This is a genomic window from Roseovarius sp. (assembly GCF_040219995.1).
GTDB lineage: Bacteria > Pseudomonadota > Alphaproteobacteria > Rhodobacterales > Rhodobacteraceae > Roseovarius.
Genome location: NZ_JAVJUC010000030.1, coordinates 34,747 through 57,339, shown reverse-complemented (window position 1 = coordinate 57,339; position 22,593 = coordinate 34,747). Strand labels below are relative to the sequence as shown.

The window sequence follows — 22,593 nt, the reverse complement described above, 5'->3', positions numbered from 1 at the left end:
ATCACCTCTAACTCCGGTCGGAGATCAGTTTGCCTACCAGTTGCGCGGTGTAGTCCACGATCGGCACGATCCGCCCATAATTCAGGCGCGTCGGACCGATGACCCCGACTGCGCCAATGATCTTACGGTCAGCGTTCATATATGGAGAGACAACCAAAGAGGAACCCGAAAGTGAGAAAAGTTTGTTCTCAGAGCCAATAAAAATGCGCACGCCTTCGCCATCTTCGGCCAATTCAAGGAACTCGGCGATGTCACGCTTGCGCTCAAGGTCGTCAAACAGGATGCGAATGCGGTCGAGGTCTTCATCCTCGGCCCCGGAATCGAGCAGATTCGCACGGCCACGCACGATCAGACGCTCATAGCTGTCGCCCTCGCCCTGCCACACGGCGAGGCCACTTTCGACCAGCGCCTGGGACAGGCTGTCAATCTCTTGTCGACGCTTGTCGATCTCGGAGGCGATCACCCGCTGCACATCCGAGAGCGTCCGCCCCTCGATCAACGCATTGAGGAAATTCGCGGCCTCGCGCATCGAACTTGGGGTCTGACCCGGTGGCGGCGTAAATATACGGTTCTCGACGTGACCATCAGAAAACACCAGGACCACGAGCGCACGGTCATGTGCAAGACTGACGAACTCGATATGCTTGATCGGAGCCTCATGCTTGGGGGCGAGCACAAGAGACGCTCCACGCGTCACACCTGAAAGCGCCGATCCGATACGATCCAGGATACCGCCCACATCCTGAGAATTGCTGGTCACGGTCGCGTCGATCATGCGGCGATCGGTCAGTTCCAGATCAGACACTTCGAGCAGACCATCGACGAACATGCGTAAGCCGTCTTGGGTAGGAATGCGTCCGGCGCTTATATGGGGGCTTCCGAGGAGGCCCATATATTCAAGATCCTGCATGACGTTGCGGATCGTCGCCGCGCTGACCTTCTCGCTGAAATCACGCGTTAGCGTACGCGATCCGACTGGGTCACCATTGGCGAGATAGCTCTCGACAACGCGACGAAACACTTCGCGCGAGCGATCGTTGAGCTGATCCAGGATTTTGCTGGCGTCATTCATTCGGCACGATTCCTGTCTAGCTCGCCATTAAAGACGGGCTGCGGCAAAGGTCAATCGGGCTTGCCATTCGGGGCCCGGCGCATGTATCCCCAAGCCAGATCGAAAAGGGGAAAGAAATGCGGCCTTCGGGTAGAGATTTAAGTGAAATGCGGCCAGTTTCAATCGAAACCGGCGTGCTGAAACATGCCGAGGGCTCTTGCCTGATCAAGATGGGCGATACGCATGTTCTGTGCACGGCGACGATCGAGGATCGGGTGCCGCCCTTTGTGAAGGGGACGGGTCTTGGCTGGGTAACGGCAGAATATGGCATGCTGCCCCGCTCCACCGGAAGCCGGATGCGGCGCGAGGCGACCGCGGGCAAGCAGGGCGGTCGGACCGTGGAAATTCAGCGGCTGATCGGGCGGTCTTTGCGCGCCGGGGTGGATCGCGTTGCATTAGGAGAGCGGCAGATTACTGTGGATTGTGATGTGATCCAAGCCGATGGTGGCACGCGTTGCGCCTCAATCACCGGCGGATGGGTCGCATTGCGGCTTGCAGTCGCAAAGCTGATGAAAGCGGGTGACGTGGCTAGCAATCCGATGGTCGATCCGGTGGCGGCGGTATCCTGTGGTATCTATGCCGGGCAACCGGTCCTTGATCTCGATTATCCCGAAGATAGCGAGGCCGGAGTGGACGGTAATTTCATCATGACAGCATCGAAACGGCTGATCGAGGTGCAGATGAGCGCCGAAGGCGCAACATATAGCCGGGAACAGATGAATACGCTACTCGATCTTGCCGAAAAGGGCGTAGACACGCTTGTCGCCAAACAACGCGAGGCGACGGGTGCCTAAATTCACTGGTGATACGCTATTGGTGGCAACGCATAACGCAGGCAAGCTGGAAGAGATATCGAAGCTTTTGGCGCCATTCGGCGTGACGGTCATCGGTGCGGCTGAGAAAGGCCTTTGCGAACCCGAGGAGACCGAGACCACCTTTATCGGAAATGCGCGCATCAAGGCGCACGCCGCTGCAAAAGTCACGGGGTTGCCCGCATTGTCAGATGATTCGGGAATTGTGATTGACGCACTCGGCGGCGCACCAGGGGTTTACACCGCCGATTGGGCTGAAACAGACACCGGTCGCGACTTCGCCATGGCCATGACCCGGGCGCATGACATGCTTGTCGCAAGCAAACAGCCTCAGCCATGGACGGCGCGGTTTTGCTGCACTCTCGTGCTGGCCTGGCCGGATGGGCAGGATGATGTCTTCGAGGGCACAGTCGAAGGCTGGATCGTGTGGCCGATGCGGGGGAACCAAGGGCATGGATATGATCCGATTTTTCAACCGATAGGCCATGAACTCACCTTTGGTGAGATGGGTCGTTGGAAAAAGAACCAGATCAGCCATAGGGCGGATGCGTTTGAGAAATTCGTCGCAGGTTGTTTTGGTTGAAGATTGGCAAAACGGTGGGTTTGGCCTCTATCTTCACTGGCCGTTCTGTGAGGCGAAATGTCCTTACTGTGACTTCAACAGCCATGTGGCGCGCGAGGTTGACCAGTCTCGGTGGCGCGCGGCTTATGTGCGCGAGATAGATCGTTATGCCGCTGAATTGCCGGGACGTGTCGTCAACAGTGTATTCTTTGGCGGCGGCACGCCGAGCCTTATGGCTCCAGAGACGGTTGCCGAGATTCTACAGGCTATATATCGTGCCTGGCCCGTTGCAAATGATCTCGAGGTGACGCTGGAAGCCAATCCGGGATCGGTCGAAGCCGGGCGTTTTCGGGCCTATGCGGACGGAGGCGTGTCACGTGTCTCATTGGGTGTTCAAGCCTTAAATGATCGGGATTTACGTCGATTGGGGCGTATTCATTCCGTCAGAGAAGCAATTCAAGCCTTTGATATTGCGAAAGAAAATTTTGATCGTGTCAGTTTCGATCTGATTTATGCGCGACAGGACCAGGATCTTGGATCATGGCGAGAAGAGCTGGGTCGCGCCCTGGGAATGGCTGTAGATCACCTTTCACTCTACCAATTGACGATTGAGGGCGGTACAGCTTTTGGTGATCGGTATGCGGCGGGCAATCTACGCGGGCTGCCAGAGGATGATCTGGCGGCGGACATGTACCATGTCACTCAAGAGATCTGTGATGCTGCTGGCATGTCAGCCTATGAGATCTCTAACCACGCCAGATCAGGGTCAGAATCTAGGCATAACCTAATCTATTGGCGATATGGCGATTACGTAGGCATTGGCCCTGGAGCACATGGCCGAATTACCTGCGGAGGTCAGCGCTATGCAACGGAGACTTGGCTTCAGCCCGACCGCTGGCTACGTGAGGCGGAGGGCGGTGAAACAGAAACACGACGCGCGGCTCTCTCGGGCTCAATGCAGGCTGGTGAATACTTACTCATGGGCTTGAGGGTGACCGAAGGTATCGATACGGGGCGCTTCGCGGCGCTGAACGGTGCTCCACTTGATCATAGGACGCTTGAGCATTTGCGCGAGATCGGGATGCTCGAAATGGAGGGTACTAGGCTACGAGCGACGCGGAGGGGTCGCGCGGTACTGAATGCCGTGATCACGGAACTGCTTCCTTAAATCTGATCTTGATCAGATGCTGAGCATACCGATCAGCCGATCAAGTTGCTCAAGCGAAGTATAGCGGATCGTCAGCTGCCCATGCTCCTGTCCCGGACGATGATCAATGGTGACCTCCATGGACAGATTCGCCGAAAGATCGTCCTCCAGCGCCTTTGTATCGGCATCTTTGGAGCCTGCATAACCAGTTGAAGTACCGGATTTCTTTTGACTTTTTCCCGCCGTTTCGCCTGATTTGGCAAGTTTCTCGGTCTCACGAACCGAAAGGGATTTCTGAATGACCTGTCGGGCCAAGGCAGTCGGATCTTCTGCAGTGATGAGGGCCCGAGCGTGGCCGGACGATAGGCGCCCGTCACGCAGATATGTCAGCACCTCGTCAGGCAGGTTCAGCAGGCGGACGGCATTGGCGATATGGCTACGGCTTTTGCCCAGAACATCGGCTAGTTTATCTTGGGTGTGGCCGAATTTTGTCATCAGCTGGCTGTATCCCGTCGCCTCTTCAACTGGGTTGAGGTCTGCACGCTGGATATTCTCGATAATCGCAACCTCAAGCACCTCGGTATCATTGAAATCGCGAAGAATGACGGGAATCTCATGAAGCTTCGCCATCTGGGCGGCGCGCCAGCGACGTTCGCCCGCAACAATCTCGAATTCGCCATCGCGGTTTGGATTGCGACGCACAATAAGGGGCTGAATAATGCCTTTTTCCCCGATTGAGCGCGAAAGATCGGCCAACGAGTCAGAATCGAAGTGGCGACGTGGCTGATTCGGATTTGGATGAACCTTTTCAACTGGCACCATCATATCAGGTTGTGCTGCTGAGTTCTCATCCCGGCTCGGACTCGCGTCGTTGACATCGGCCATGAGCGCAGACAGCCCTCGCCCAAGACCACGATTCTGGACTTTCTTACTGCTCATCGCCGACTTCCTCTTTCTTTCAGGCCGCAGCCCGGGTGTGTTTTCGCATCACTTCGCGTGCAAGATCGCGATATGCCTGCGCGCCCTTTGAATTTGGATCATAGCTCAATACCGAGAGCGCATAGGATGGCGCTTCGCTCACACGGACATTTCTTGGAATGCGGGTCTGGAACACAAGATCACCAAGATTATCCCGCGCGTCCTTTTCAACCTGTGCCGAAAGATTATTGCGCGCATCCACCATGGTAAGCACAATACCCTCGATGCGAAGATTGGGATTAGCAGTCTGACGAACCTCGCGAATTGTGAGCATAAGCTGTGAGAGGCCTTCCAGCGCAAAAAACTCGCTTTGCAAAGGAATGAGGACAGAATGCGAGGCGACCATCGCATTCACCGTCAGCAGGCTGAGGGAAGGAGGGCAGTCAATAAGAATGAAGTCAAGCGCCAACACACTCATTGCGTGCTGCCGCAGGGCGTCATGTAAAAGAAAGCTGCGCTTTTCATTGGACATTAGCTCAATATCCGCCGACGAAAGATCGACCGTTGCGGGGATTATGCTCAGATTATCATGCGGTGTTTCTTGCACGATCTGATCAAGGGGCACATCATCAAGCAGAAGATCATAAGTCGTGTAATCACGCGCCTCCGGCTCGACGCCAAGGCCTGTGGAGGCATTACCCTGTGGATCAAGGTCGACGATGAGCACGCGCAATCCGGCTTCGGCGAGCGCTGCTCCAAGATTTATCGTAGTCGTCGTCTTCCCAACGCCACCTTTCTGGTTGGCGACAGCAATAATTCTCGGGCTGGTCTGACTCTGCGGATCACGCACGGAGCACTCCTGTAACACTCAATATGACGGGGCCGATTTCTATCTTACTATTATCAATTTGGTAATCGAATTGCCACTTTGATTGCGCCTCAGGTAACTCTCTGCGCCAGTTTTCTCCTTTGGGAAGGAGCGCGCGTCCCTCAGGAGCCATGTGGCGTTCGGCAAAGGACAACAGCGTGGAGAGGTCTGCTAATGCGCGCGCTGACAATATGTCTGCATTCTGTCGCGGAGCGGTTTCTATCCTCTCTGTGATTACCGTAGCGTTTATAGCTGTCTCACGGATTACGGATCGAAGAAAGGCAGATTTCCGGGCGTCACTTTCTATAAGCGTCGTCCGAAATCCGTTGGCGCGCTCGGTTCCTAGAATAGCAGCGATAAGGCCAGGGAATCCGCCCCCTGATCCGAGATCGACCCAGTGTGTAACACTGGAAGGAGCAAGACTGTAAACTTGAGCAGAATCGACGAAATGGCGGGCCCACAGGCTGTCGATAGTAGAACGTGCCACAAGATTGATACGCGGATTCCACTTTTTTAGGAGCGTGGCGTAGGTATTGAGACGCTCCTTTGTTTCACGTGAAACACTGCCTAGGTCGTTCATGCAGATCGTGACCGTCGATCTTGCCGGAGCCGCGCAAGGATAAGGGTTAAACCGGCAGGAGTCATCCCGTCAATCCGTGCTGCCTGGGCAAGGTCCTGAGGCCTTGTTGCCACAAGCTTTGTTTTAAGTTCATTCGACAGGCCTTGGATGTTACCAAAGTCAAAGTCGGGCGGAATTGCCTGAGACTCGTCACGGCGCAACATCTCGACATCCCGCGCCTGTCTGGCAATGTAATTGGCATAAGTTGCGTCGTTCTTCAGCTGAGTCCTGATTTCCTCATCAACATTTGCCAACCTAGGATCAAGCGAAGTCAAATCGTCAAACGTAGTCTTAGGAAACGCCAGAACTTGAAACCCGTTGCGGCGGGCCCCGTCTTGATTAACGTTGAATCCCGCAGATTGGAGAGCTTTGGGGGTATAGCTCTGAGCCTCCAGTTGCGCCCTCCCCTTCGTGAGACGGTCAATTTTTGCTTGAAACTGATGCTGGCGTTCCTTGCTGACGCACCCGAGATCTATCGCAAGTGGTGTCAGGCGTTGATCCGCATTATCCGCCCTTAGCGAAAGCCGGAACTCCGCGCGAGAGGTGAACATACGATACGGCTCAGACACCCCGCGGGTCGTTAGATCATCTATCATGACGCCTATATAACTGTCCGTGCGGCTGAAGCGGACTGGATCTTCATCCCGCGCGAACCGAGCGGCGTTAAGCCCAGCAACCAACCCTTGCGCTGCCGCTTCTTCGTATCCGGTTGTGCCATTGATCTGCCCCGCTAGAAAAAGGCCGGAAACATCCTTCAGAGAAAGGCTCTGCGTCAAGGCTCGAGGATCGATATAGTCGTATTCGATTGCGTATCCCGGCTGCAGAATTTTCGCTTCCTCAAGCCCGGCGATTGAATGGACGTAGTCTGCCTGAACAGATTCGGGCAAAGATGTCGAAATACCGTTTGGATAGATCACATCATCATACAGACTTTCCGGTTCCAGAAAGATCTGATGCGAGTTTTTCTCGGAGAACCGGACAATTTTATCTTCAATCGACGGGCAATACCGCGGCCCGACACCGTCTATGTGGCCCCCGTACATTGCGGATCTTCCAAGATTCTCGCGAACGATGTGATGCGTTCGTTCGTTTGTATGGGTGATCCCACAAGAAATCTGGCGCGCAACAGGCGCCTTTGAAAGAAAAGAGAACATGACGGCCTGATCATCAGGTGGCTGTAGATCCAGCCCGTCCCAGTTGATTGTTTTACCATCAAGACGCGGGGGCGTTCCCGTCTTTAGGCGTCCGAGCGGTAAACCAAAACTATCGATTCTCGCGGCGAGCCGAACGCTTGGGGGGTCGCCCATACGACCACCGGGCCGCGACACATCACCGATATGGATCACCCCGCGAAGAAACGTGCCCGTGGTCAGGATTACCGCCTTTGCTTGGACTTCGCTTCCATCCCCAAGCGACACCCCGGTTACGCTTCCCGATGCCATCAGGAAATCGGCAACCTCGCCCTCGATCATAGTGAGGTTTGGCTGTCGCTGCATCTCACGCGCCATCGCCTCTCGATAAAGCCTGCGGTCAGCCTGTGCGCGAGGCCCTTGAACGGCAGGTCCTTTGCGACGGTTAAGCAGGCGAAATTGTATCCCAGATTGATCAGCGACCCGACCCATAACGCCGTCTAGGGCATCTATCTCACGAACGAGATGACCTTTCCCCAAACCACCGATCGCCGGATTACATGACATCACGCCAATATCGCGCCTGGACAGCGTCACGAGCGCCGTTGACACGCCCATGCGTGCAGCGGCATGGGCCGCTTCCGCGCCCGCATGACCACCGCCGATTACAATGACGTCAAAATGTTTCACGTGAAACGCACCTCATTTGCCAAGGCAGAAACTTGCGAAAATCTCATCCAGCACAGACTCGATATCGATCTGCCCTACCAGAGAATCAAGGGCACGAATAGCAGTATGCAGCTCTTCTGCCACAAGATCGATGTCTGGATCTGCCTCTGAAACCATCTGCCTCACACGCTGCAGTGAAGAGGCGCCGCGCCGCATCGCATCCTCATGTCGTGCACGGATCGCGATTCCAGCCCCCGCCGCGCGATTCTCAAGAAGAGCCCCGATCTGTTGGACAAGCGCATCGACGCCATGACCCGTCAGGCCAGAAATGGATTGCCCAACTCCGCCAAGCAGATCACCCTTGCCTCTTAATATGATGTCCTCGTCCCGATAAAGATCAACAGGGGCTACGCCATCAAATGTCAAAAAAACCCGAAGATCTGCCGCACTCGCCCGATCCCGTGCCCGGGAAATCCCGATGCTTTCCACTGCATCCTCCGTCGCACGGAGACCCGCCGTATCCAGTAGAGTGACCGGCAGTCCATGCAAATCCATCCGCACCTCAATGACGTCACGTGTTGTACCCGCATGCTCAGACGTTATCGCCGCATCACGACCGGCCAAGACGTTTAGCAACGTGGATTTCCCAATATTGGGGGGGCCAACAATCGCGACCTCGAACCCGTCCCGGATGCGTTCTGCGCCACCTACTCCCGCGATCTGAATGGACAAGTCGTGAATGACCTGATCGACCAAGGCCAACACATCCGCTGATACATCTTCAGGAATGTCCTCGTCAGCAAAGTCAATCGTTGCCTCCAAAAGCGCGGTCGCCCGTATCAAAGACTGCCGCCACTTTCCCGCCTTCCGCCCCAGATCACCGGACAAGACACGCATCGCTTGCCGTCTTTGCGACTCGGTTTCAGAGTCGATCAAATCAGCAAGCGCTTCGACTTGTGTCAGGTCCAACCGCTCATTCGCGAGTGCTCGCCGCGTGAACTCCCCAGGCTCCGCAGCACGCAGACCATCAAAACGGTTCAGGCAGTCGAGCACCGCGGATACGACCGCGACACTCCCATGCACCTGAAATTCAATAACCGGTTCCCCGGTAAAGCTCGCAGTCCCTGGAAAATGGATCACCAGCGCCTCATCGAGGCGCTCTCCCTCATTATTCTGCAAAACACGCAAGGTGGCTTTTCTGGGCGACGGCACACCTCCACAGACCGCGTTTGCAACATGCTCCACATCCGGTCCAGAAACTCGGATCACGGCCACTCCAGCCTTTCCCCGGGCAGTCGAAACGGCATAGATCGTATCCATCACACGACCTCGCAGATAGGCTTAGGTGTTCATAGAATCGAAGAATTCAGCATTCGACTTCGTCTGCTTCAGCTTGGAAAGCAAGAACTCTACCGCATCCGTAGTACCCATAGGGTTGAGGATACGCCGCAGAACAAAGGTCTTCTGAAGGTCGGTCTTGTCGATCAGCAAGTCCTCTTTGCGAGTGCCCGATTTCAGAATGTCGATCGCCGGGAACACACGCTTGTCTGCAACTTTACGGTCAAGCACAATTTCAGAGTTACCTGTCCCTTTGAATTCTTCGAAAATCACTTCGTCCATCCGACTACCAGTATCGATCAATGCGGTGGCAATGATGGTGAGCGATCCGCCTTCCTCGATATTCCGAGCGGCACCAAAGAACCGCTTGGGTCGTTGTAGGGCGTTTGCATCGACACCGCCTGTCAGAACTTTGCCAGAGCTGGGGACCACCGTATTGAATGCCCGACCGAGACGCGTGATTGAATCGAGCAAGATGACCACGTCCCGCTTATGCTCAACCAAACGCTTTGCCTTCTCGATCACCATTTCGGAGACCGCGACGTGGCGTGTTGCCGGTTCGTCAAAGGTCGAACTTACAACTTCGCCCTTCACCGACCGCTGCATATCCGTGACTTCTTCGGGACGCTCATCAATCAGCAAGACGATCAGGTAGCATTCGGGATGGTTTTTTTCGATGCTATTGGCGATGTTCTGCAACAGAACGGTCTTACCCGTTCGCGGTGGCGCGACAATCAGCGAGCGTTGCCCCTTACCTATTGGTGCCACCAGGTCTATCAATCGAGCAGAACGATCCTTGATCGTCGGATCCTCAACTTCCATCGTCAAACGTTCGTCGGGATAAAGCGGCGTCAGGTTATCAAAAGCAATCTTGTGCTTAGCACGTTCTGGCTCTTGGAAGTTGATCTGCGTAACCGACGTGAGCGCAAAATACCGTTCATTATCATCCGGTTGACGCATCTCCCCTTCTATGGTGTCACCCGTGCGCAAGGAGTATTGGCGTATCATTTCCGGAGATACATAAATGTCATCCGGACCAGGAAGATAATTCGCCTCGGGCGAACGCAGGAAACCAAACCCATCCTGCAACACTTCTAGCACACCATCGCCGAACACGATCCAGCCTTCATCGGCACGTTCTTTGAGGATCGAGAACATCATCTCGCCTTTTCGCATTGTCGAGGCGTTCTCGATTTCGAGTTCCTCAGCAATCGAAAGCAGTTCCTTGGCACTCAACGCTTTGAGATCGGACAGGTTCAGACGGTCGTCAGACATGATACATCCTATGGTCATACCGGCAACGGGCATGTCTTTGGTAATATGGGAAGGTCGCGGCCACCCGGACGGGCGCTTAGACCGTGTCTTAAGCCCGATGGCGTCGAAGGTCAATCATTCCTGAATGTCAGATGGCAGCGACGACGCTCGGTCTACCTTATTAATAAATAAGAGAGAAAAGGATTTGTAGTTGGTTGTAGGCAGGGCGATACCTGTGGATCAAATATTCGCGCATTGTGTTATCCACTTGTTGGTAAGGTTGTGAATTGTTTAACAACGCAGTGAAAATATCTGGGTTGCGATGAAATTAATATAGAAATATCAATATGTTGATTACATGAGTATGCGGCGCAGATATCTGTCAAGCCTGTTGACAACTTACCCGGCGGAGGGATTTCAACATGCCAGGAGTCATCCTTGTCAGATCGGGATATCAGAGCCACAGTATCGCTGAAACTATGCGAAGGATGATGATAGTCGGCGTTTCGCGGAACTTCGTTCGGAATCTCCTAAAGACACCCTTAACATTTCCTTAAGGTTATCCACATGACACTCACCCTGACACTCGCTTCCGGTTCTGAAATCCGACGCCAGCTTCTGGAGAACGCGGGACTTAAGATCGACGTCGTGCCACCCCGAGTGGACGAATCGGTTTTGCGTGACAGTCTGTTGGCAGAGCAAACCACGCCTCGCGATATTGCCGACGCGCTCGCCGAACTCAAAGCACTGCGTGTCAGCTCAAAAAAACCGGAGGCGCTTGTCCTCGGTTGTGATCAAGTTCTCAATCTTGAGGGGCGTCTGTTATCGAAACCCCGCAGTCTTGAAGAAGCCCGCAGCCAACTGCTTTGCATGCGGGGTAAACGGCATGATCTTTTGTCTGCCGCGGTGCTGTGCGAGTCGGGCAAGCCGGTCTGGCGACATGTTGGTGCTGTGCGCATGACCATGCGCGCTTTTTCAGAAGCCTGGCTTGAGGGGTATCTTGAACGGAATTGGCCGGAAATCGGTGCGAGTGTCGGAGCCTACCAGCTAGAGGCTGAAGGAGTGCGCTTGTTTTCTCGTATAGAAGGGGATTATTTCACCGTATTGGGGCTTCCCCTGCTTGATCTTTTGTCTTTTCTGACCCTGCGAGGAGATTTGCCCACATGAGCCATGCCAAAATTCCCTTGGCCGGAGTCATCGGTTGCCCGATCGCCCATTCGAAATCCCCGCAACTGCACCGCCATTGGCTAAAGTCACTGGGCATTTCCGGTTACTACGTGCCAATGCATGTCGAGGCCAATGATCTTGAGGAAATCCTGCGCAGTTTGCCAAAGGCGGGGTTTGTAGGGGTGAATATTACCGTCCCTCATAAAGAGCGTGCTCTTGAAATTGCTGACCTTGTCACCGATCGCGCAACACTGATCGGTGCCGCCAATACGCTTATTTTCCGCAAAGACGGAAAAATCCACGCGGACAATACAGATGGGTACGGGTTTATCCAGAATTTGCGCCAGAACGCGCCCGATTGGCGTCCCGAGGCGGGACCGGCCGCAATCCTTGGTGCAGGAGGCGCAGCGCGGGCCGTCGTAGCATCCCTCCTTGATGTAGGAGTACCAGAAATCCTGATTTCCAACCGCACTCGGGTGCGCGCCGATGCTTTGCAGCAGGAATTCGGTCGTCGTTTGACAGTCATTGACTGGGTTCAGGCTGGGAACATGATGGACGAAGCTTCGACGGTTGTGAACACTACATCGCTTGGCATGATCGGGAGCCCACCGCTTCGTGTGCCCCTTGATGGTTTGCGCAAAGGCACGGTTGTCACTGATCTGGTTTACGCGCCCCTCAAGACACACCTCTTGATAGAGGCCGAGAAGATGGGCTGTGTCACCGTAGACGGGCTCGGCATGCTGTTGCATCAGGCCGTACCCGCCTTTGAGCGTTGGTTTGGGACGCGCCCGACGGTAGATAGTGCGACCCGCGCTGCAGCCTTGCGATGACCTTTCGCCTTGGTCTCACCGGATCCATCGGGATGGGCAAATCCACGACAGCTGCCATGTTTGCTGATGAGGGGTGTCCGGTCTGGGATGCCGATGCTGCCGTGCACCGGCTGTATTCCTTAGGTGGATCTGCAGTTGCCCCTTTGGCGCGCGCCTTTCCCGATGTGGTGCGCGAAGGCAGCGTTTGCCGCGAGGCACTCAAACAGACCATTCGTCATGATCCGGCTGCCTTGCACAAGATCGAGGCCATCGTGCATCCCCTAGTAGCGCGTGATCGACAGGCATTTATCAACGCGCAAACCGCGCCGATCACTGTGCTTGATATTCCGCTCTTGTTCGAGACCGGGGCACAGCGGTATCTTGATGCGACCGTGGTCGTTTCAACGACGCCCGAAGAGCAACGCGCCCGTGTGATGGCGCGCGGGACCATGGATGCAGAGGAAGTCGAGGCGATCATGCAAAACCAGATGCCGGATGCCGAGAAACGCATCCGTGCAGATTATGTGATCGAAACTGACAATCTTGATCATGCCCGCGCACAGGTGCGAGGCGTGCTCGACCATATCGAAAGGACCCGACTCAATGCGTGAAATCGTTCTCGATACGGAGACGACGGGCTTTGATCCTGAAAGCGGTGACCGAATTGTCGAGATCGGGGCCATCGAGCTTTATAATCACATGCCGACCGGGCGAACCTATCACCAATATATCAATCCTGAACGGGGCATGCCTGATGAAGCCTTTGGCGTGCACGGTATTGGCCCTGATCTTCTTGCCGCGCCGCGCCCGCCGCGCCCCGGTGAGGTGACGCTGAAGGATAAGCCGCTGTTCCGTGACGTGGCTCAGGCCTTTGTCGAGTTTATTGGCGACGCCAAGCTGGTAATTCACAATGCTGCGTTCGACATGAAATTCCTTAACGCGGAGCTCGGCTGGCTCAGCCTGCCGCAACTGCCATGGGCGCAGGCCATCGACACGTTGACCATGGCACGGCAGAAATTCCCTGGATCACCGGCATCTCTCGACGCACTATGTCGGCGTTTTGCAATCGACAACACCGCGCGAACTTTGCACGGAGCGTTGCTCGATTCGGAAATTCTAGCGGAGGTCTATCTGGAATTGATCGGAGGGCGGCAGCCCGATCTTGTCCTGTCATCGAGTCATGTGACGCATCAGGTCGCGAGTGGTTCGGACGCAAACTGGCGACCTGGCCAACGCCCAAGACCCCTGCCCGCGCGTCTCAGTGCGAAGGAAAGCGCCGCCCATTCCGCATTTGTCGAGCAGATGGGCGACGCAGCACTCTGGTCGCGTTAGATCAGACGTCTGCGGTCTGGGTTCCCGCTTCTGCCTGGCGGCGCGCGATCTCATTGCGATAAAGCTGGACAAAGTCGATGTTTTCAAGATTGAGCGGTGGGAAGCCACCGTCGCGTGTCATATCGCTGACGATACGGCGGATGAACGGAAAGATCATCCGAGGACATTCGATTAACAGGAAGGGATGAAGCTGGTCTTCTGGCACGTTCTCGACATGAAACACGCCAACATAGTCCATTTCGAGCACGAATAGCGTCTCTTTGCTTTCCTTGTTCCGTGAGGTGATGTTGAGTTTGGTCGCCACCTCATACTGATGCTCCGTCGAGCGCTTTTTGGCGTCGAGATTGACAGCGACCTGAACGTCAGGCTGAACCTCGCCGCCAGTGCCGCGCTGCGCAAGGACGTTTTCAAAGGACAGGTCGCGCACGAATTGCGTCATGATGTGCATGCGCACCTGCGGGGTTTCCTGGGCGGCTGCCCCGTTTTCCTGGTCTGCCATGGGACTCTCCTGATGGATGGCTCAAACGAATATCGCGTGTTCCATAGCAGGCGGTGCGCGGTGCCTCAATGCCTAGTCCAGCCCGAGGGCTTGCCAGAACTGTTTTTTGAGGCATCAAGATCTTCATAATCTGCGTCTATGATGTCGGGCTGTGGGTCGGGTCGCGGCTGCGATCCCGCCTCGAAACGGGCCACATGCACCCGTTTACGCAATTCGATGAAGATCCGCCTGCGCACCGGCGGTGTCAGAAGCGCAAAGCCCACGGCATCGGTAAAAAACCCCGGTGTCAGCAAGAGCGCCCCGGCAAACAGGATCATAGCGCCATGGGCCAACGGCTCTGACGGGTCCTCGACCTCGGAGAAGCTGCGTCGTAGGTCGGCGAGTGCTGCTGCGCCCTGCATGCGCAACAGCCACGTCCCGAGCAGCGCGGTCAGGATTACGATAGCCAATGTCGGCCAAAGTCCGATCAACCCGCCCACCTGAATAAACAATGCAATCTCGATCAACGGGACAGCGATGAATGCAAGCAACAGCCACATGCGCGACCCTCCTTCGTTTTCTGGTCCTCACGGTGGACTTGGTCCATCACGTCCCCTACATAAGGACGAGCGACAGAGCTTACCATGCCCCGCACAACATGAGGTGCCCATGAATTCGCCCATCCTGCAGTTACTGGTGCTCGCCGGTATCGCCATTTTCCTGATCTTGCGGCTGAAGAGTGTTCTGGGCACACGGGATGGTTATGAAGGCCCGCCGCGCACCCAGCCTCGGACCGGACAGGCCCCCCGCCGGGAATTCGAGGTGATCGAAGGTGGCCCTGATCATGACATCATCGACCACGTGCCCGAGGATTCCGATGCCGCCGCTGCCTTGGCCGAGATGAAGCGCATCGAACCCGATTTCAATGTTACCGGCTTCTTGCAAGGCGCGCGAGGCGCGTATGAGATGATCCTCATGGCATTTGAGCAGGGCAAGCTTGACGAAGTGATGCCGTTCATGGACCGGGATGTCTATGAGGCGTTTGCGCAGGTCGTCGATGATCGCGAGAAACAAGGCCTGACCATCGAGGCGGAATTTCTCGGTGTCCGTGATCTTGCCCTTGTCGATGCAAGATTCAATTCCGACACCAAGAGCGCCGAGATTGATGTGCGCTGCGTGGGAGAGCTGATCTCGGTCGTGCGTGACGCCAATGGTGAAATCATCGAGGGCGCGCCGGGACAAAGCAAGCGTCAGAAAGATATCTGGACCTACGAGCGTGTCATGGGCTCGGACGATCCGAACTGGCGGCTTGTTGCCACGGGCGAATGACGGGCGCGCTGCGGGCGATCATGTTGGTGCTGGCCCTCTCTGGGCCGGGCCTGCCCGCAGTCGCGCAGGATATCCGCCACGACATCCTAGATTTCTCAGATTTACAGGGGTGGAAGGCTGATGACCACGCCGCTGCCCTCGAAGTGTTTCTTAACACCTGTGCCGATCTCGATGATCCGGACTGGACAGCGCTTTGTGCGTTGGCCGGACAGCGCCCCGATGCGCGTGCGTTTTTCGAGTTGTTCTTTCGCCCCGTCGTGATCAACGACGGCAAGCGGGCGCTTTTCACTGGCTATTTCGAGCCGGAACTGAACGGCGCACTGCGGCCTGATGCGCGTTATCGTTATCCCGTTTATCGTGAACCGCCCGAGGCGAAACGCAGTAATCCGTGGCTGACCCGGCGCGACATACTGGAAACCGACGTGATGCGCGGGCGAGACCTTGAAATCGCATGGGTTGATGACCCGGTGGAGCTGTTCTTTCTCCAAATTCAGGGATCGGGCAGGATCAGGCTACCGGACGGCCGCGTGATCCGTGTGGGCTATGGCGGTGCGAACGGACATGAATATCGCTCTATCGGGGTCGAGTTGGTGAGACGCGGGGTATATGACGTACACCAAGTCAGCGCCGAGGTGATCAAGAACTGGGTGCGGCGCAACCCGGTCGAAGGGCGTGAGCTCTTGATGCACAATCCGTCCTACGTGTTCTTTCGCCGGATTGATCAGGTGCCCGCCGAGCGAGGTCCCTTGGGTGCAATGAACCGCTCCGTGACCACCGGGCGCACGGTAGCGGTAGATCCTGCGTTCGTACCGCTCGGCGCACCGGTCTGGATCGAGAAGGCAGGCGCCGATCCCATGCACCGCCTGATGATTGCACAGGATACCGGATCAGCGATCAAAGGGGCACAGCGCGCCGATATATTCTTCGGCACCGGTGATGCGGCGGGTCTTGCCGCCGGAAAGCTGCGCGATCCGGGGCGCATGGCCGTGCTGATGCCGATTCAGCGCGCCTATGCAATGCTGATGGAGCAAGAGCCGTGAGCCGCCGCCGCCTGCGCCCGGATGAGTTGGCCCTCTGGGAGGAGGTGGCACGCAAGGCAACGCCGCTCGCACCCGAACGCAAGCCGCTACCCGGCACCCTGACCGACACTGCAAAGCCCAAGCCCAAGCCTGTCACACCGCGCGCCGCCCCGGTCGCGCCGTTTACTATTGGCCAATCCGCCAACGGCCAGCCGCACGGCCATGATGTGCTGCCCGGAATTGCCGAACGCATCGGCAATGCCCCGGTGAAGATGGACAAGAAGGCTCATGCCCGCCTGAAACGTGGCAAGTTGATGCCCGAGGCCAAGCTTGATCTGCATGGCATGACGCTCGATCAGGCGCATCCCGCGCTCAACACTTTCATCCAGCGTTCGCATGCCGCGGGGCTGCGCCTCGTGCTGGTCGTCACCGGCAAGGGCAAGCATCGCGATCCCGGCGGGCCGATCCCGGTCCGCCACGGCGTGCTGCGCCACAACGTGCCGCAATGGCTCAAGATGATGCCGCTCGCGCCGCTGGTCCTGCAAATCAGCGAGGCGCATCTGAAGCATGGCGGCGGCGGGGCCTATTACGTCTATCTACGACGTCAGCGATAGCTGCGGGCGGGCGCGGGTCACGCCAATGGCCATCATCACACTGGTGAAGATGAAATACCCCGCGATCAGCAGGAACTGTGCCTCGATCCCGAGGCCGAGGTCGATCCCGAGGCCGGTCAGTCCCGGCCCGATGGCCGAGCCGAAGACCATGATCGCCGCCGCCATCGCCTTGATGCTGCCCATATGCGCGGTGCCGTAGAATTCTGCCCAGAACGCATTGGGCAGGGTGCTGTTCGCCCCGGTGGTTAGCGCCAGGAAGACAAAGCCGAGGATCAGCATCGCCGTGCCCTCGGAAAACGCAAAGAGGGTGAAGGCCACAACCATCGGCAACTGCATGAAGGGCAAGAGCCGCCCCGTGCCCAGCCGGTCGAGCGCCCAGCCCGAGAGGACCATCGCACCGATCCCCACCACCGTATAGAGCGGGAACATCGCCACCAGCTCGACATGGGAAATCGCTTTGATTTCAGCGATATGCACCTGGTGAAAGAAGAACGCGGTGTTGAAGGCCGAGGGCCCCAGAAGCGCCGGGATCATGAACCAGAAGAGGAAATGCCGCAGCGTCTGGCCCCGTGTCCAGTGCCGCCCGTCCATGCCGAGCGACTGGCTGGTCTGGGCCCAGCTTTGCGGCGTGCGCTCGCGGCGGAGGAGCAGGAGGAGGAGCGGAATTCCGATCAGGGCCATCACCGCGGCGGCCACCCACAGCACCCGCCAGTCATGGATTATCAGCAGGGAAACGAAGATCAGGGGCAGCAGAGACTCCCCCACCGCGTTGCCTAAGGTCGCGATAGATAACGCTTTTCCCCGGCTGGCGATGAACCAGCGGGCCATGGCTACGACTGCCAGGTGGCTCATCATGCCTTGGCCGGTGAAGCGGAGGGTGAAGATGACCAGTGGCAGCAGCCACCAGACCGGGTTTACCGCCATGAAGAGGCAGGCGCCGGTCATCAGGAGGAGGACGATGGGGGCCAGCACGCGGACGCGGAAATGGTCGGTCAGGCCCCCGGCCCAGACCATCACCAGCGCCGAGGCGGTGGTGCCGAGGGTGTAAATTCCGCCCCATTCCCCGTGACTTAGCCCGAACCCCGCACGGATTTCACCGGCGAAGACCGAGATGAAATAGGTCTGCCCGAAACTGCTGAGAAAGGTCAGCAACACCCCGGCGGTGAGCCAGGGCGCGTTGTCGCGGAGGAATGCGAGAATCGGCATGTCCCCTTCCTTGCGTGAAACGGGGGGAGAGAAAAGCGGTTTTCACGCGGGCTGTATCGCGTCGGTATTCTGTCGGTATTGCGTCGGTGTCGAAAAACGGGGCCTAAATCGCCCTCAAGCGGGCACAGGCGCGGCGATATCGTCGAGCCAGAGCGCCCCGTCGCGATAGCCGCCCCGGATGAGCCGCCCCGGTTCGGCGATCTCGGGATATTCCCCGGCCCAATCGCGGTAGCGGTCATTGGTGACGATGGGCGCATCCACGTCGCGCGCCACGGTTAGCAGGTAGCTGTCGGCAATCGTGCCCTTGGGCACGACCATCACCCAATCCTCTGCCAGCCCGAGATACCCGGCCATGGCGTCGTCATGTTTGTACTTGCCGGTCAGCAGATAGCCCGCATTGGCGTCGAATATGACCCCCGGCGCAAAGCCCAAGTCCCGCAGATGCCCGATGACCTCGCGCAGCGTGGCGATCTGCGGGGTGTTGTCCTTCCAGTGCATGACGTTGGAGCCGTCGATCAGGATGCGGTTCGGCTCGGCCTCGGGCGGGGCCTTGATCCGGGCGACGAGGGCACCCAGCAGCACCATGAGGGCGGCGATGGCACAGGGTGCGGCCAGCAGGATAAAATCCTCGTAGCCGGGCAGGACCAGTGCCACGGCGACACCGACAAGGGACAGGAACAGAAGCAGGACCGGAACAATCATGAGAGGTGTTTAGCGCGGGTTCTGCGGAGGGGGAAGCGCGAGATTTGGTGAAATGGAGGGAATTGCACCCCGGCGGGTCGCTAGCCCGTCATCCCCGCGCAGGCGGGGATCTCGTGAAGTGGGTGGGACGTGGGCAAAAGAGAGATTCCTGCTCTCGCGGGAATGACGTGGGTGGTGATGACCATGAATGCCAACCTTGCGCTTGCCGGACGGCGGCTCTCTGATAGCGAACGTTGACTAGGGCAAAGAATATGTATTGTGTTAAGACACTGAACAGAAATGGATGATCGGCTTGCTTGGAGATTTACTGAGTACGGCGTGGGATTGAGGGCGGTATGCGGTGGCGAGTATCAATGATCCATCGACGTGCGGAGAGTGGTAGGGCTCGACCACCAATGGTGGAGCTAGTAAATTCGGCTGGCGATACTATCGAGGCGTACCTGAAATCCCCTGAGTTGCATGAAGCAAAGTCTCCATATTGTCTCGAAAGAGAATGGATCGCGACTCGTTTGGCTCAGGATTTGGGCTTGCCTTGCGCCAGAGTGGTAGCGGTTGAGGTGACACCGGAACTTTTGCAGATGGCCTCCGTTATTTATGGTCACACTCCCATTAAGACCGGGTCAGGCGCAACACTCGCGCAGCGTTTAGAGGCGGGTCCAAAGCTATTGATCGGTTCTGTCTCACTAGGCCCTGGGTGGTCAGAATGGTCCCAAGCAATGAGCGTACGCGATGTTCAACTCGAAATGGCGACAGGAATTTATTTGTTCGACACAATGATCCAGAACTGGGACCGTGTCATACCAAATCCTAACCTTCTGATAAAAAATGATACTTATGGTATGATAGATCAGGAGGAGAGCTTTGTTGATGCGGCCGGCACTGATGAAGAACGTGCCATCACACCTAAGCCATGGAAAGAGGGCGGTGTGGTGAATGATGTCGGAGAGATTGACGAGCATCCGCTGTGGCGGGGGATCAAGCGAAATAAAAAAGCGTCATTTGGCGAGTCCGTTCAGCGTTGGAAATCCTTGCCCACAGCCAAAATTGTAGGGTATGCGAACGAACCCGTATTCGATGAGTGGTCGCGCCACGTTGCGAACAAAATCACAGAGTATCTTCTCGAGGCTGTTGATAACATTGACGCCGTTCACATGCAGGTTGAAGCAAACAGATGCAACTGAGTCAGACACTGTACACGTTTTCTGTACTCCAGTATCGTCATGATGCATGGATAGGTGAAGCCTTGAATGTTGGTGTTTTGCTATCTGCGCCAGAGCAAGGCTTTCTTAGAATGAGAGGCAGGACAGCGAGCCCACGGCTAACGCAGGCCTATCCAGATTTAGGGGCAAACGGGTTCCGGCAGGTTATCCGTGCAATTGAAGCAAAGGTTACTTCAATTGGTCAAAAGATGGAGCAAGGTTCGTTGTTTGATAGCAAGCTTACGTCAGACAGTGTTGCCCGAAAATTACTTCCTGAGGACGATAGCTCGCTGCGCTGGCTTGAGCCTGGAGCGGGGATGACGTCGTCACCCAAAGACGAGCTTGACCGCCTGTTTACACGTTATGTCAGTAGATGGGATGCGGATGCAGGTCGTGAATCTCGATCAGATGAAGACGTGTATTCTGTTTTCCAACAGAAGCTAAGAGCTGCGCCTGTGGACCTAATGCTCGAAGAAAAAATCGTCAAAACCCCTCGTTTCGGAGAAGTCCGCTTTAGACACGCTTACCAGAATGGTCGTTTACATGTCGTGCAGCCAATCTCATTGGACATGGCGAATGCTGACACTCTTTTCGGAAAAGCTTCGAGGCTCGTCGGAACCTTGACGCGGCTGAGAGAAAACCCGGAGGTTTGTCCTTATATTGTCGCGGGGGCACCCAGAAAGCATGAACTACGACGCGAATACATGGGAGCGCTTGACTTGTTGCGTGAGGCCAACGTGGCCGAAGCAATTGTTGATGAAGATGAAAGTCAGGTAGTGGCCGATGCTTTGATAGCGGCGGCTAGCCGCGTTCATTGATTTGCACAAAAGATCAAGAAACAGACCATTAGATCTATGCCTACTATTTCATAAGCGAAACTCATCCCTCACAAAACATACCTCGACAAATCCGCCGAGCGCATCAGCTCGCCGAGGTTCTCCTCGACAAAGGCCGCATCCACCGTCACGGACTCGCCCGCGCGGTCGGGGGCGGTGAAGGACAGCTCCTCGAACACCCGTTCCATCACCGTGTAGAGCCGCCGCGCGCCGATGTTCTCGACCGACTGGTTGACCTCGGCGGCGATGCGGGCGAGCGCGGCGATGCCGTCTTCGGTGAAGTCGACCGTCACCTCCTCGGTGCCCATGAGGGCGGTGTATTGGCGGGTGAGGGCGTTGTCGGTCTCGGTCAGGATGCGGACGAAATCGGCCTCGGTCAGGGCGCGCAGCTCGACCCGGATGGGCAGGCGGCCTTGCAGTTCGGGCAGCAGATCTGACGGTTTGGCGATGTGGAAGGCGCCGGAGGCGATGAAGAGGATATGGTCGGTCTTGACCGCGCCGTGCTTGGTCGAGACGGTGGTGCCCTCGATGAGCGGCAGCAGGTCGCGCTGCACCCCCTCGCGGGAGACATCGCCGCCGCGCGCGTCGGATTTGGCGCAGACCTTGTCGATCTCGTCGAGAAAGACGATACCGTTCTGCTCGACGGATTCGAGTGCGGTGCGGGTCACGGCCTCATCATCCAAGAGCTTGTCGGCCTCCTCGCTGACCAGGAGATCGTGGCTGTCGGCGACGGTGATGCGCTTGGTGGTGGTGCGGTTGCCGAACGCCTTGCCGAAGATATCGCCGAGGTTCATCATCCCCATCTGGCCGCCGGGCTGGCCGGGAATGTCCATCATGCCCAAGGGGTTGGAACTGTCGGAGATTTCGATCTCGATCTCGGTGTCGTCCAGCAGGCCATCGCGGAGTTTCTTGCGGAACATCTCGCGGGTGCCCTCGCGGGCGTCTTCGCCTGCGATGGCGGTGATGACGCGTTCCTCGGCGGCCTGTTGGGCGCGGGTCTTGACGTCTTCGCGCATGTAGTCGCGGGTCTGCACGATGGCGCTGTCGACGAGATCGCGGATGATCTGTTCGACGTCGCGGCCGACATAGCCGACCTCGGTGAACTTGGTGGCCTCGACCTTGATGAAGGGGGCGCGGGCGAGTTTGGCGAGGCGGCGGGAGATCTCGGTCTTGCCGACGCCGGTGGGGCCGATCATCAGGATGTTCTTGGGGTAAACCTCGTCGCGCAGGTCATCCGAGAGCTGCTTGCGGCGCCAGCGGTTGCGCAGGGCGACGGCGGTGGCGCGCTTGGCGTCCTTCTGTCCGATGATGAAACGGTCGAGTTCCGAGACGATCTCGCGCGGGGTCAGGTCGGTCATTCAGCATTCCTTTACCGGTTTGTGCAGAGATACGCAGTGTGGGCGGGGATTTGAAGGGGTTGATATTTGTAGCTACAAAGTGTATTTATAATCTTGCGCGGAGCATCGAGCATAAC

At 56.9% G+C, this 22,593-nt stretch carries 24 protein-coding genes; 12 read left to right on the top strand and 12 right to left on the bottom strand.

The genetic code is table 11. The annotated features are described in order from the left end of the window. Nucleotides 1-7: 7 nt before the first annotated feature. Entirely contained in the window at nt 8-1,072 is a 1,065-nt protein-coding gene (hrcA, locus tag RID11_RS13645) for a heat-inducible transcriptional repressor HrcA (protein WP_350140084.1), read from the bottom strand. Nucleotides 1,073-1,188: 116 nt separating this feature from the next. Between hrcA and rph the strand changes: the two genes are divergently transcribed. The 3 genes from rph to hemW are packed head-to-tail and all read left to right on the top strand — an operon-like array spanning nt 1,189 to nt 3,653. Further along, nucleotides 1,189-1,905 (top strand): ribonuclease PH, encoded by a 717-nt coding sequence (gene rph / locus RID11_RS13640; RefSeq protein ID WP_350140082.1) that lies wholly within the window; start codon nt 1,189-1,191, stop codon nt 1,903-1,905. Continuing rightward, a complete protein-coding gene (gene rdgB / locus RID11_RS13635; protein ID WP_350140080.1) occupies nt 1,898-2,506 on the top strand; it encodes an RdgB/HAM1 family non-canonical purine NTP pyrophosphatase in 609 nt (202 codons plus the stop codon). Before rph ends, rdgB begins: the two co-directional genes overlap by 8 nt. Beyond that, nucleotides 2,469-3,653 (top strand): radical SAM family heme chaperone HemW, encoded by a 1,185-nt coding sequence (hemW, locus tag RID11_RS13630; RefSeq protein WP_350140078.1) that lies wholly within the window; start codon nt 2,469-2,471, stop codon nt 3,651-3,653. The genes rdgB and hemW overlap by 38 nt, the downstream gene beginning before the upstream one ends. Nucleotides 3,654-3,665: 12 nt before the next feature. Here the strand turns inward: hemW and RID11_RS13625 are convergent, their stop codons facing one another. Genes RID11_RS13625 through rho form a run of 6 tightly spaced genes read right to left on the bottom strand, consistent with a single transcriptional unit; the run spans nt 3,666 to nt 10,449 of the window. Then, entirely contained in the window at nt 3,666-4,571 is a 906-nt protein-coding gene (locus tag RID11_RS13625) for a ParB/RepB/Spo0J family partition protein (RefSeq protein WP_350140076.1), read from the bottom strand. Between the two features lie 19 nt (nt 4,572-4,590). Continuing rightward, a complete protein-coding gene (locus RID11_RS13620; protein WP_350140075.1) occupies nt 4,591-5,400 on the bottom strand; it encodes a ParA family protein in 810 nt (269 codons plus the stop codon). Then, nucleotides 5,393-5,998 (bottom strand): 16S rRNA (guanine(527)-N(7))-methyltransferase RsmG, encoded by a 606-nt coding sequence (rsmG, locus tag RID11_RS13615; RefSeq protein WP_350140072.1) that lies wholly within the window; start codon nt 5,996-5,998, stop codon nt 5,393-5,395. Before rsmG ends, RID11_RS13620 begins: the two co-directional genes overlap by 8 nt. Further along, nucleotides 5,995-7,857, bottom strand: a complete 1,863-nt coding sequence (mnmG, locus tag RID11_RS13610) for a tRNA uridine-5-carboxymethylaminomethyl(34) synthesis enzyme MnmG (RefSeq protein ID WP_350140070.1) — start codon at nt 7,855-7,857, stop codon at nt 5,995-5,997. The genes rsmG and mnmG overlap by 4 nt, the downstream gene beginning before the upstream one ends. Nucleotides 7,858-7,869: 12 nt before the next feature. After that, nucleotides 7,870-9,156: a tRNA uridine-5-carboxymethylaminomethyl(34) synthesis GTPase MnmE gene (gene mnmE, locus RID11_RS13605; protein ID WP_350140068.1), complete on the bottom strand. Its 1,287-nt coding sequence runs from the start codon at nt 9,154-9,156 to the stop codon at nt 7,870-7,872. 21 nt (nt 9,157-9,177) lie between these two features. Next, on the bottom strand, nt 9,178-10,449 hold the full coding sequence (gene rho / locus RID11_RS13600) for a transcription termination factor Rho (RefSeq protein WP_350140066.1): 1,272 nt from the start codon (nt 10,447-10,449) through the stop codon (nt 9,178-9,180). Between the two features lie 546 nt (nt 10,450-10,995). Between rho and RID11_RS13595 the strand changes: the two genes are divergently transcribed. From RID11_RS13595 to dnaQ, 4 genes are read left to right on the top strand one after another with little or no spacing between them, the layout of a single operon-like run. Beyond that, complete coding sequence (locus RID11_RS13595) at nt 10,996-11,595, top strand: Maf family protein (RefSeq protein ID WP_350140064.1); 600 nt, start codon at nt 10,996-10,998, stop codon at nt 11,593-11,595. Further along, nucleotides 11,592-12,425: a shikimate dehydrogenase gene (locus RID11_RS13590; RefSeq protein ID WP_350140063.1), complete on the top strand. Its 834-nt coding sequence runs from the start codon at nt 11,592-11,594 to the stop codon at nt 12,423-12,425. The genes RID11_RS13595 and RID11_RS13590 overlap by 4 nt, the downstream gene beginning before the upstream one ends. Next, nucleotides 12,422-13,015: a dephospho-CoA kinase gene (coaE, locus tag RID11_RS13585; protein ID WP_350140061.1), complete on the top strand. Its 594-nt coding sequence runs from the start codon at nt 12,422-12,424 to the stop codon at nt 13,013-13,015. Before RID11_RS13590 ends, coaE begins: the two co-directional genes overlap by 4 nt. Next, nucleotides 13,008-13,736, top strand: a complete 729-nt coding sequence (gene dnaQ / locus RID11_RS13580) for a DNA polymerase III subunit epsilon (RefSeq protein WP_350140059.1) — start codon at nt 13,008-13,010, stop codon at nt 13,734-13,736. Before coaE ends, dnaQ begins: the two co-directional genes overlap by 8 nt. A 1-nt stretch (nt 13,737) precedes the next feature. Here dnaQ and secB read toward each other — a convergent pair whose 3' ends face one another. Both secB and RID11_RS13570 read right to left on the bottom strand, forming a co-directional pair. Continuing rightward, nucleotides 13,738-14,235 carry a protein-export chaperone SecB gene (secB, locus tag RID11_RS13575; RefSeq protein ID WP_350140058.1) on the bottom strand — a complete coding sequence of 166 codons (498 nt, stop codon included), beginning with the start codon at nt 14,233-14,235 and terminating at the stop codon, nt 13,738-13,740. A gap of 65 nt (nt 14,236-14,300) precedes the next feature. Next, a complete protein-coding gene (locus RID11_RS13570) occupies nt 14,301-14,774 on the bottom strand; it encodes an FxsA family protein (protein ID WP_350140056.1) in 474 nt (157 codons plus the stop codon). 109 nt (nt 14,775-14,883) lie between these two features. Here RID11_RS13570 and RID11_RS13565 point away from each other — a divergent pair, with 109 nt between their 5' ends. The 3 genes from RID11_RS13565 to RID11_RS13555 are packed head-to-tail and all read left to right on the top strand — an operon-like array spanning nt 14,884 to nt 17,176. Then, nucleotides 14,884-15,543 carry a Tim44/TimA family putative adaptor protein gene (locus RID11_RS13565; RefSeq protein WP_350140055.1) on the top strand — a complete coding sequence of 220 codons (660 nt, stop codon included), beginning with the start codon at nt 14,884-14,886 and terminating at the stop codon, nt 15,541-15,543. After that, on the top strand, nt 15,540-16,583 hold the full coding sequence (mltA, locus tag RID11_RS13560; protein WP_350153162.1) for a murein transglycosylase A: 1,044 nt from the start codon (nt 15,540-15,542) through the stop codon (nt 16,581-16,583). The genes RID11_RS13565 and mltA overlap by 4 nt, the downstream gene beginning before the upstream one ends. Beyond that, nucleotides 16,580-17,176 carry a Smr/MutS family protein gene (locus tag RID11_RS13555; RefSeq protein ID WP_350140051.1) on the top strand — a complete coding sequence of 199 codons (597 nt, stop codon included), beginning with the start codon at nt 16,580-16,582 and terminating at the stop codon, nt 17,174-17,176. Before mltA ends, RID11_RS13555 begins: the two co-directional genes overlap by 4 nt. Here the strand turns inward: RID11_RS13555 and RID11_RS13550 are convergent. Continuing rightward, nucleotides 17,159-18,382 (bottom strand): MFS transporter, encoded by a 1,224-nt coding sequence (locus RID11_RS13550; protein ID WP_350140049.1) that lies wholly within the window; start codon nt 18,380-18,382, stop codon nt 17,159-17,161. The genes RID11_RS13555 and RID11_RS13550 overlap by 18 nt on opposite strands. A gap of 114 nt (nt 18,383-18,496) precedes the next feature. Continuing rightward, nucleotides 18,497-19,084 carry an NYN domain-containing protein gene (locus RID11_RS13545; protein ID WP_350140047.1) on the bottom strand — a complete coding sequence of 196 codons (588 nt, stop codon included), beginning with the start codon at nt 19,082-19,084 and terminating at the stop codon, nt 18,497-18,499. Nucleotides 19,085-19,479: 395 nt separating this feature from the next. Here RID11_RS13545 and RID11_RS13540 point away from each other — a divergent pair, with 395 nt between their 5' ends. Beyond that, on the top strand, nt 19,480-20,265 hold the full coding sequence (locus RID11_RS13540; RefSeq protein ID WP_350140045.1) for a HipA family kinase: 786 nt from the start codon (nt 19,480-19,482) through the stop codon (nt 20,263-20,265). Continuing rightward, nucleotides 20,256-21,101 (top strand): DUF3037 domain-containing protein, encoded by an 846-nt coding sequence (locus RID11_RS13535; protein ID WP_350140043.1) that lies wholly within the window; start codon nt 20,256-20,258, stop codon nt 21,099-21,101. Before RID11_RS13540 ends, RID11_RS13535 begins: the two co-directional genes overlap by 10 nt. A gap of 68 nt (nt 21,102-21,169) precedes the next feature. Here the strand turns inward: RID11_RS13535 and hslU are convergent, their stop codons facing one another. Beyond that, complete coding sequence (gene hslU, locus RID11_RS13530) at nt 21,170-22,477, bottom strand: ATP-dependent protease ATPase subunit HslU (RefSeq protein WP_350140041.1); 1,308 nt, start codon at nt 22,475-22,477, stop codon at nt 21,170-21,172. Nucleotides 22,478-22,593: the final 116 nt, after the last annotated feature.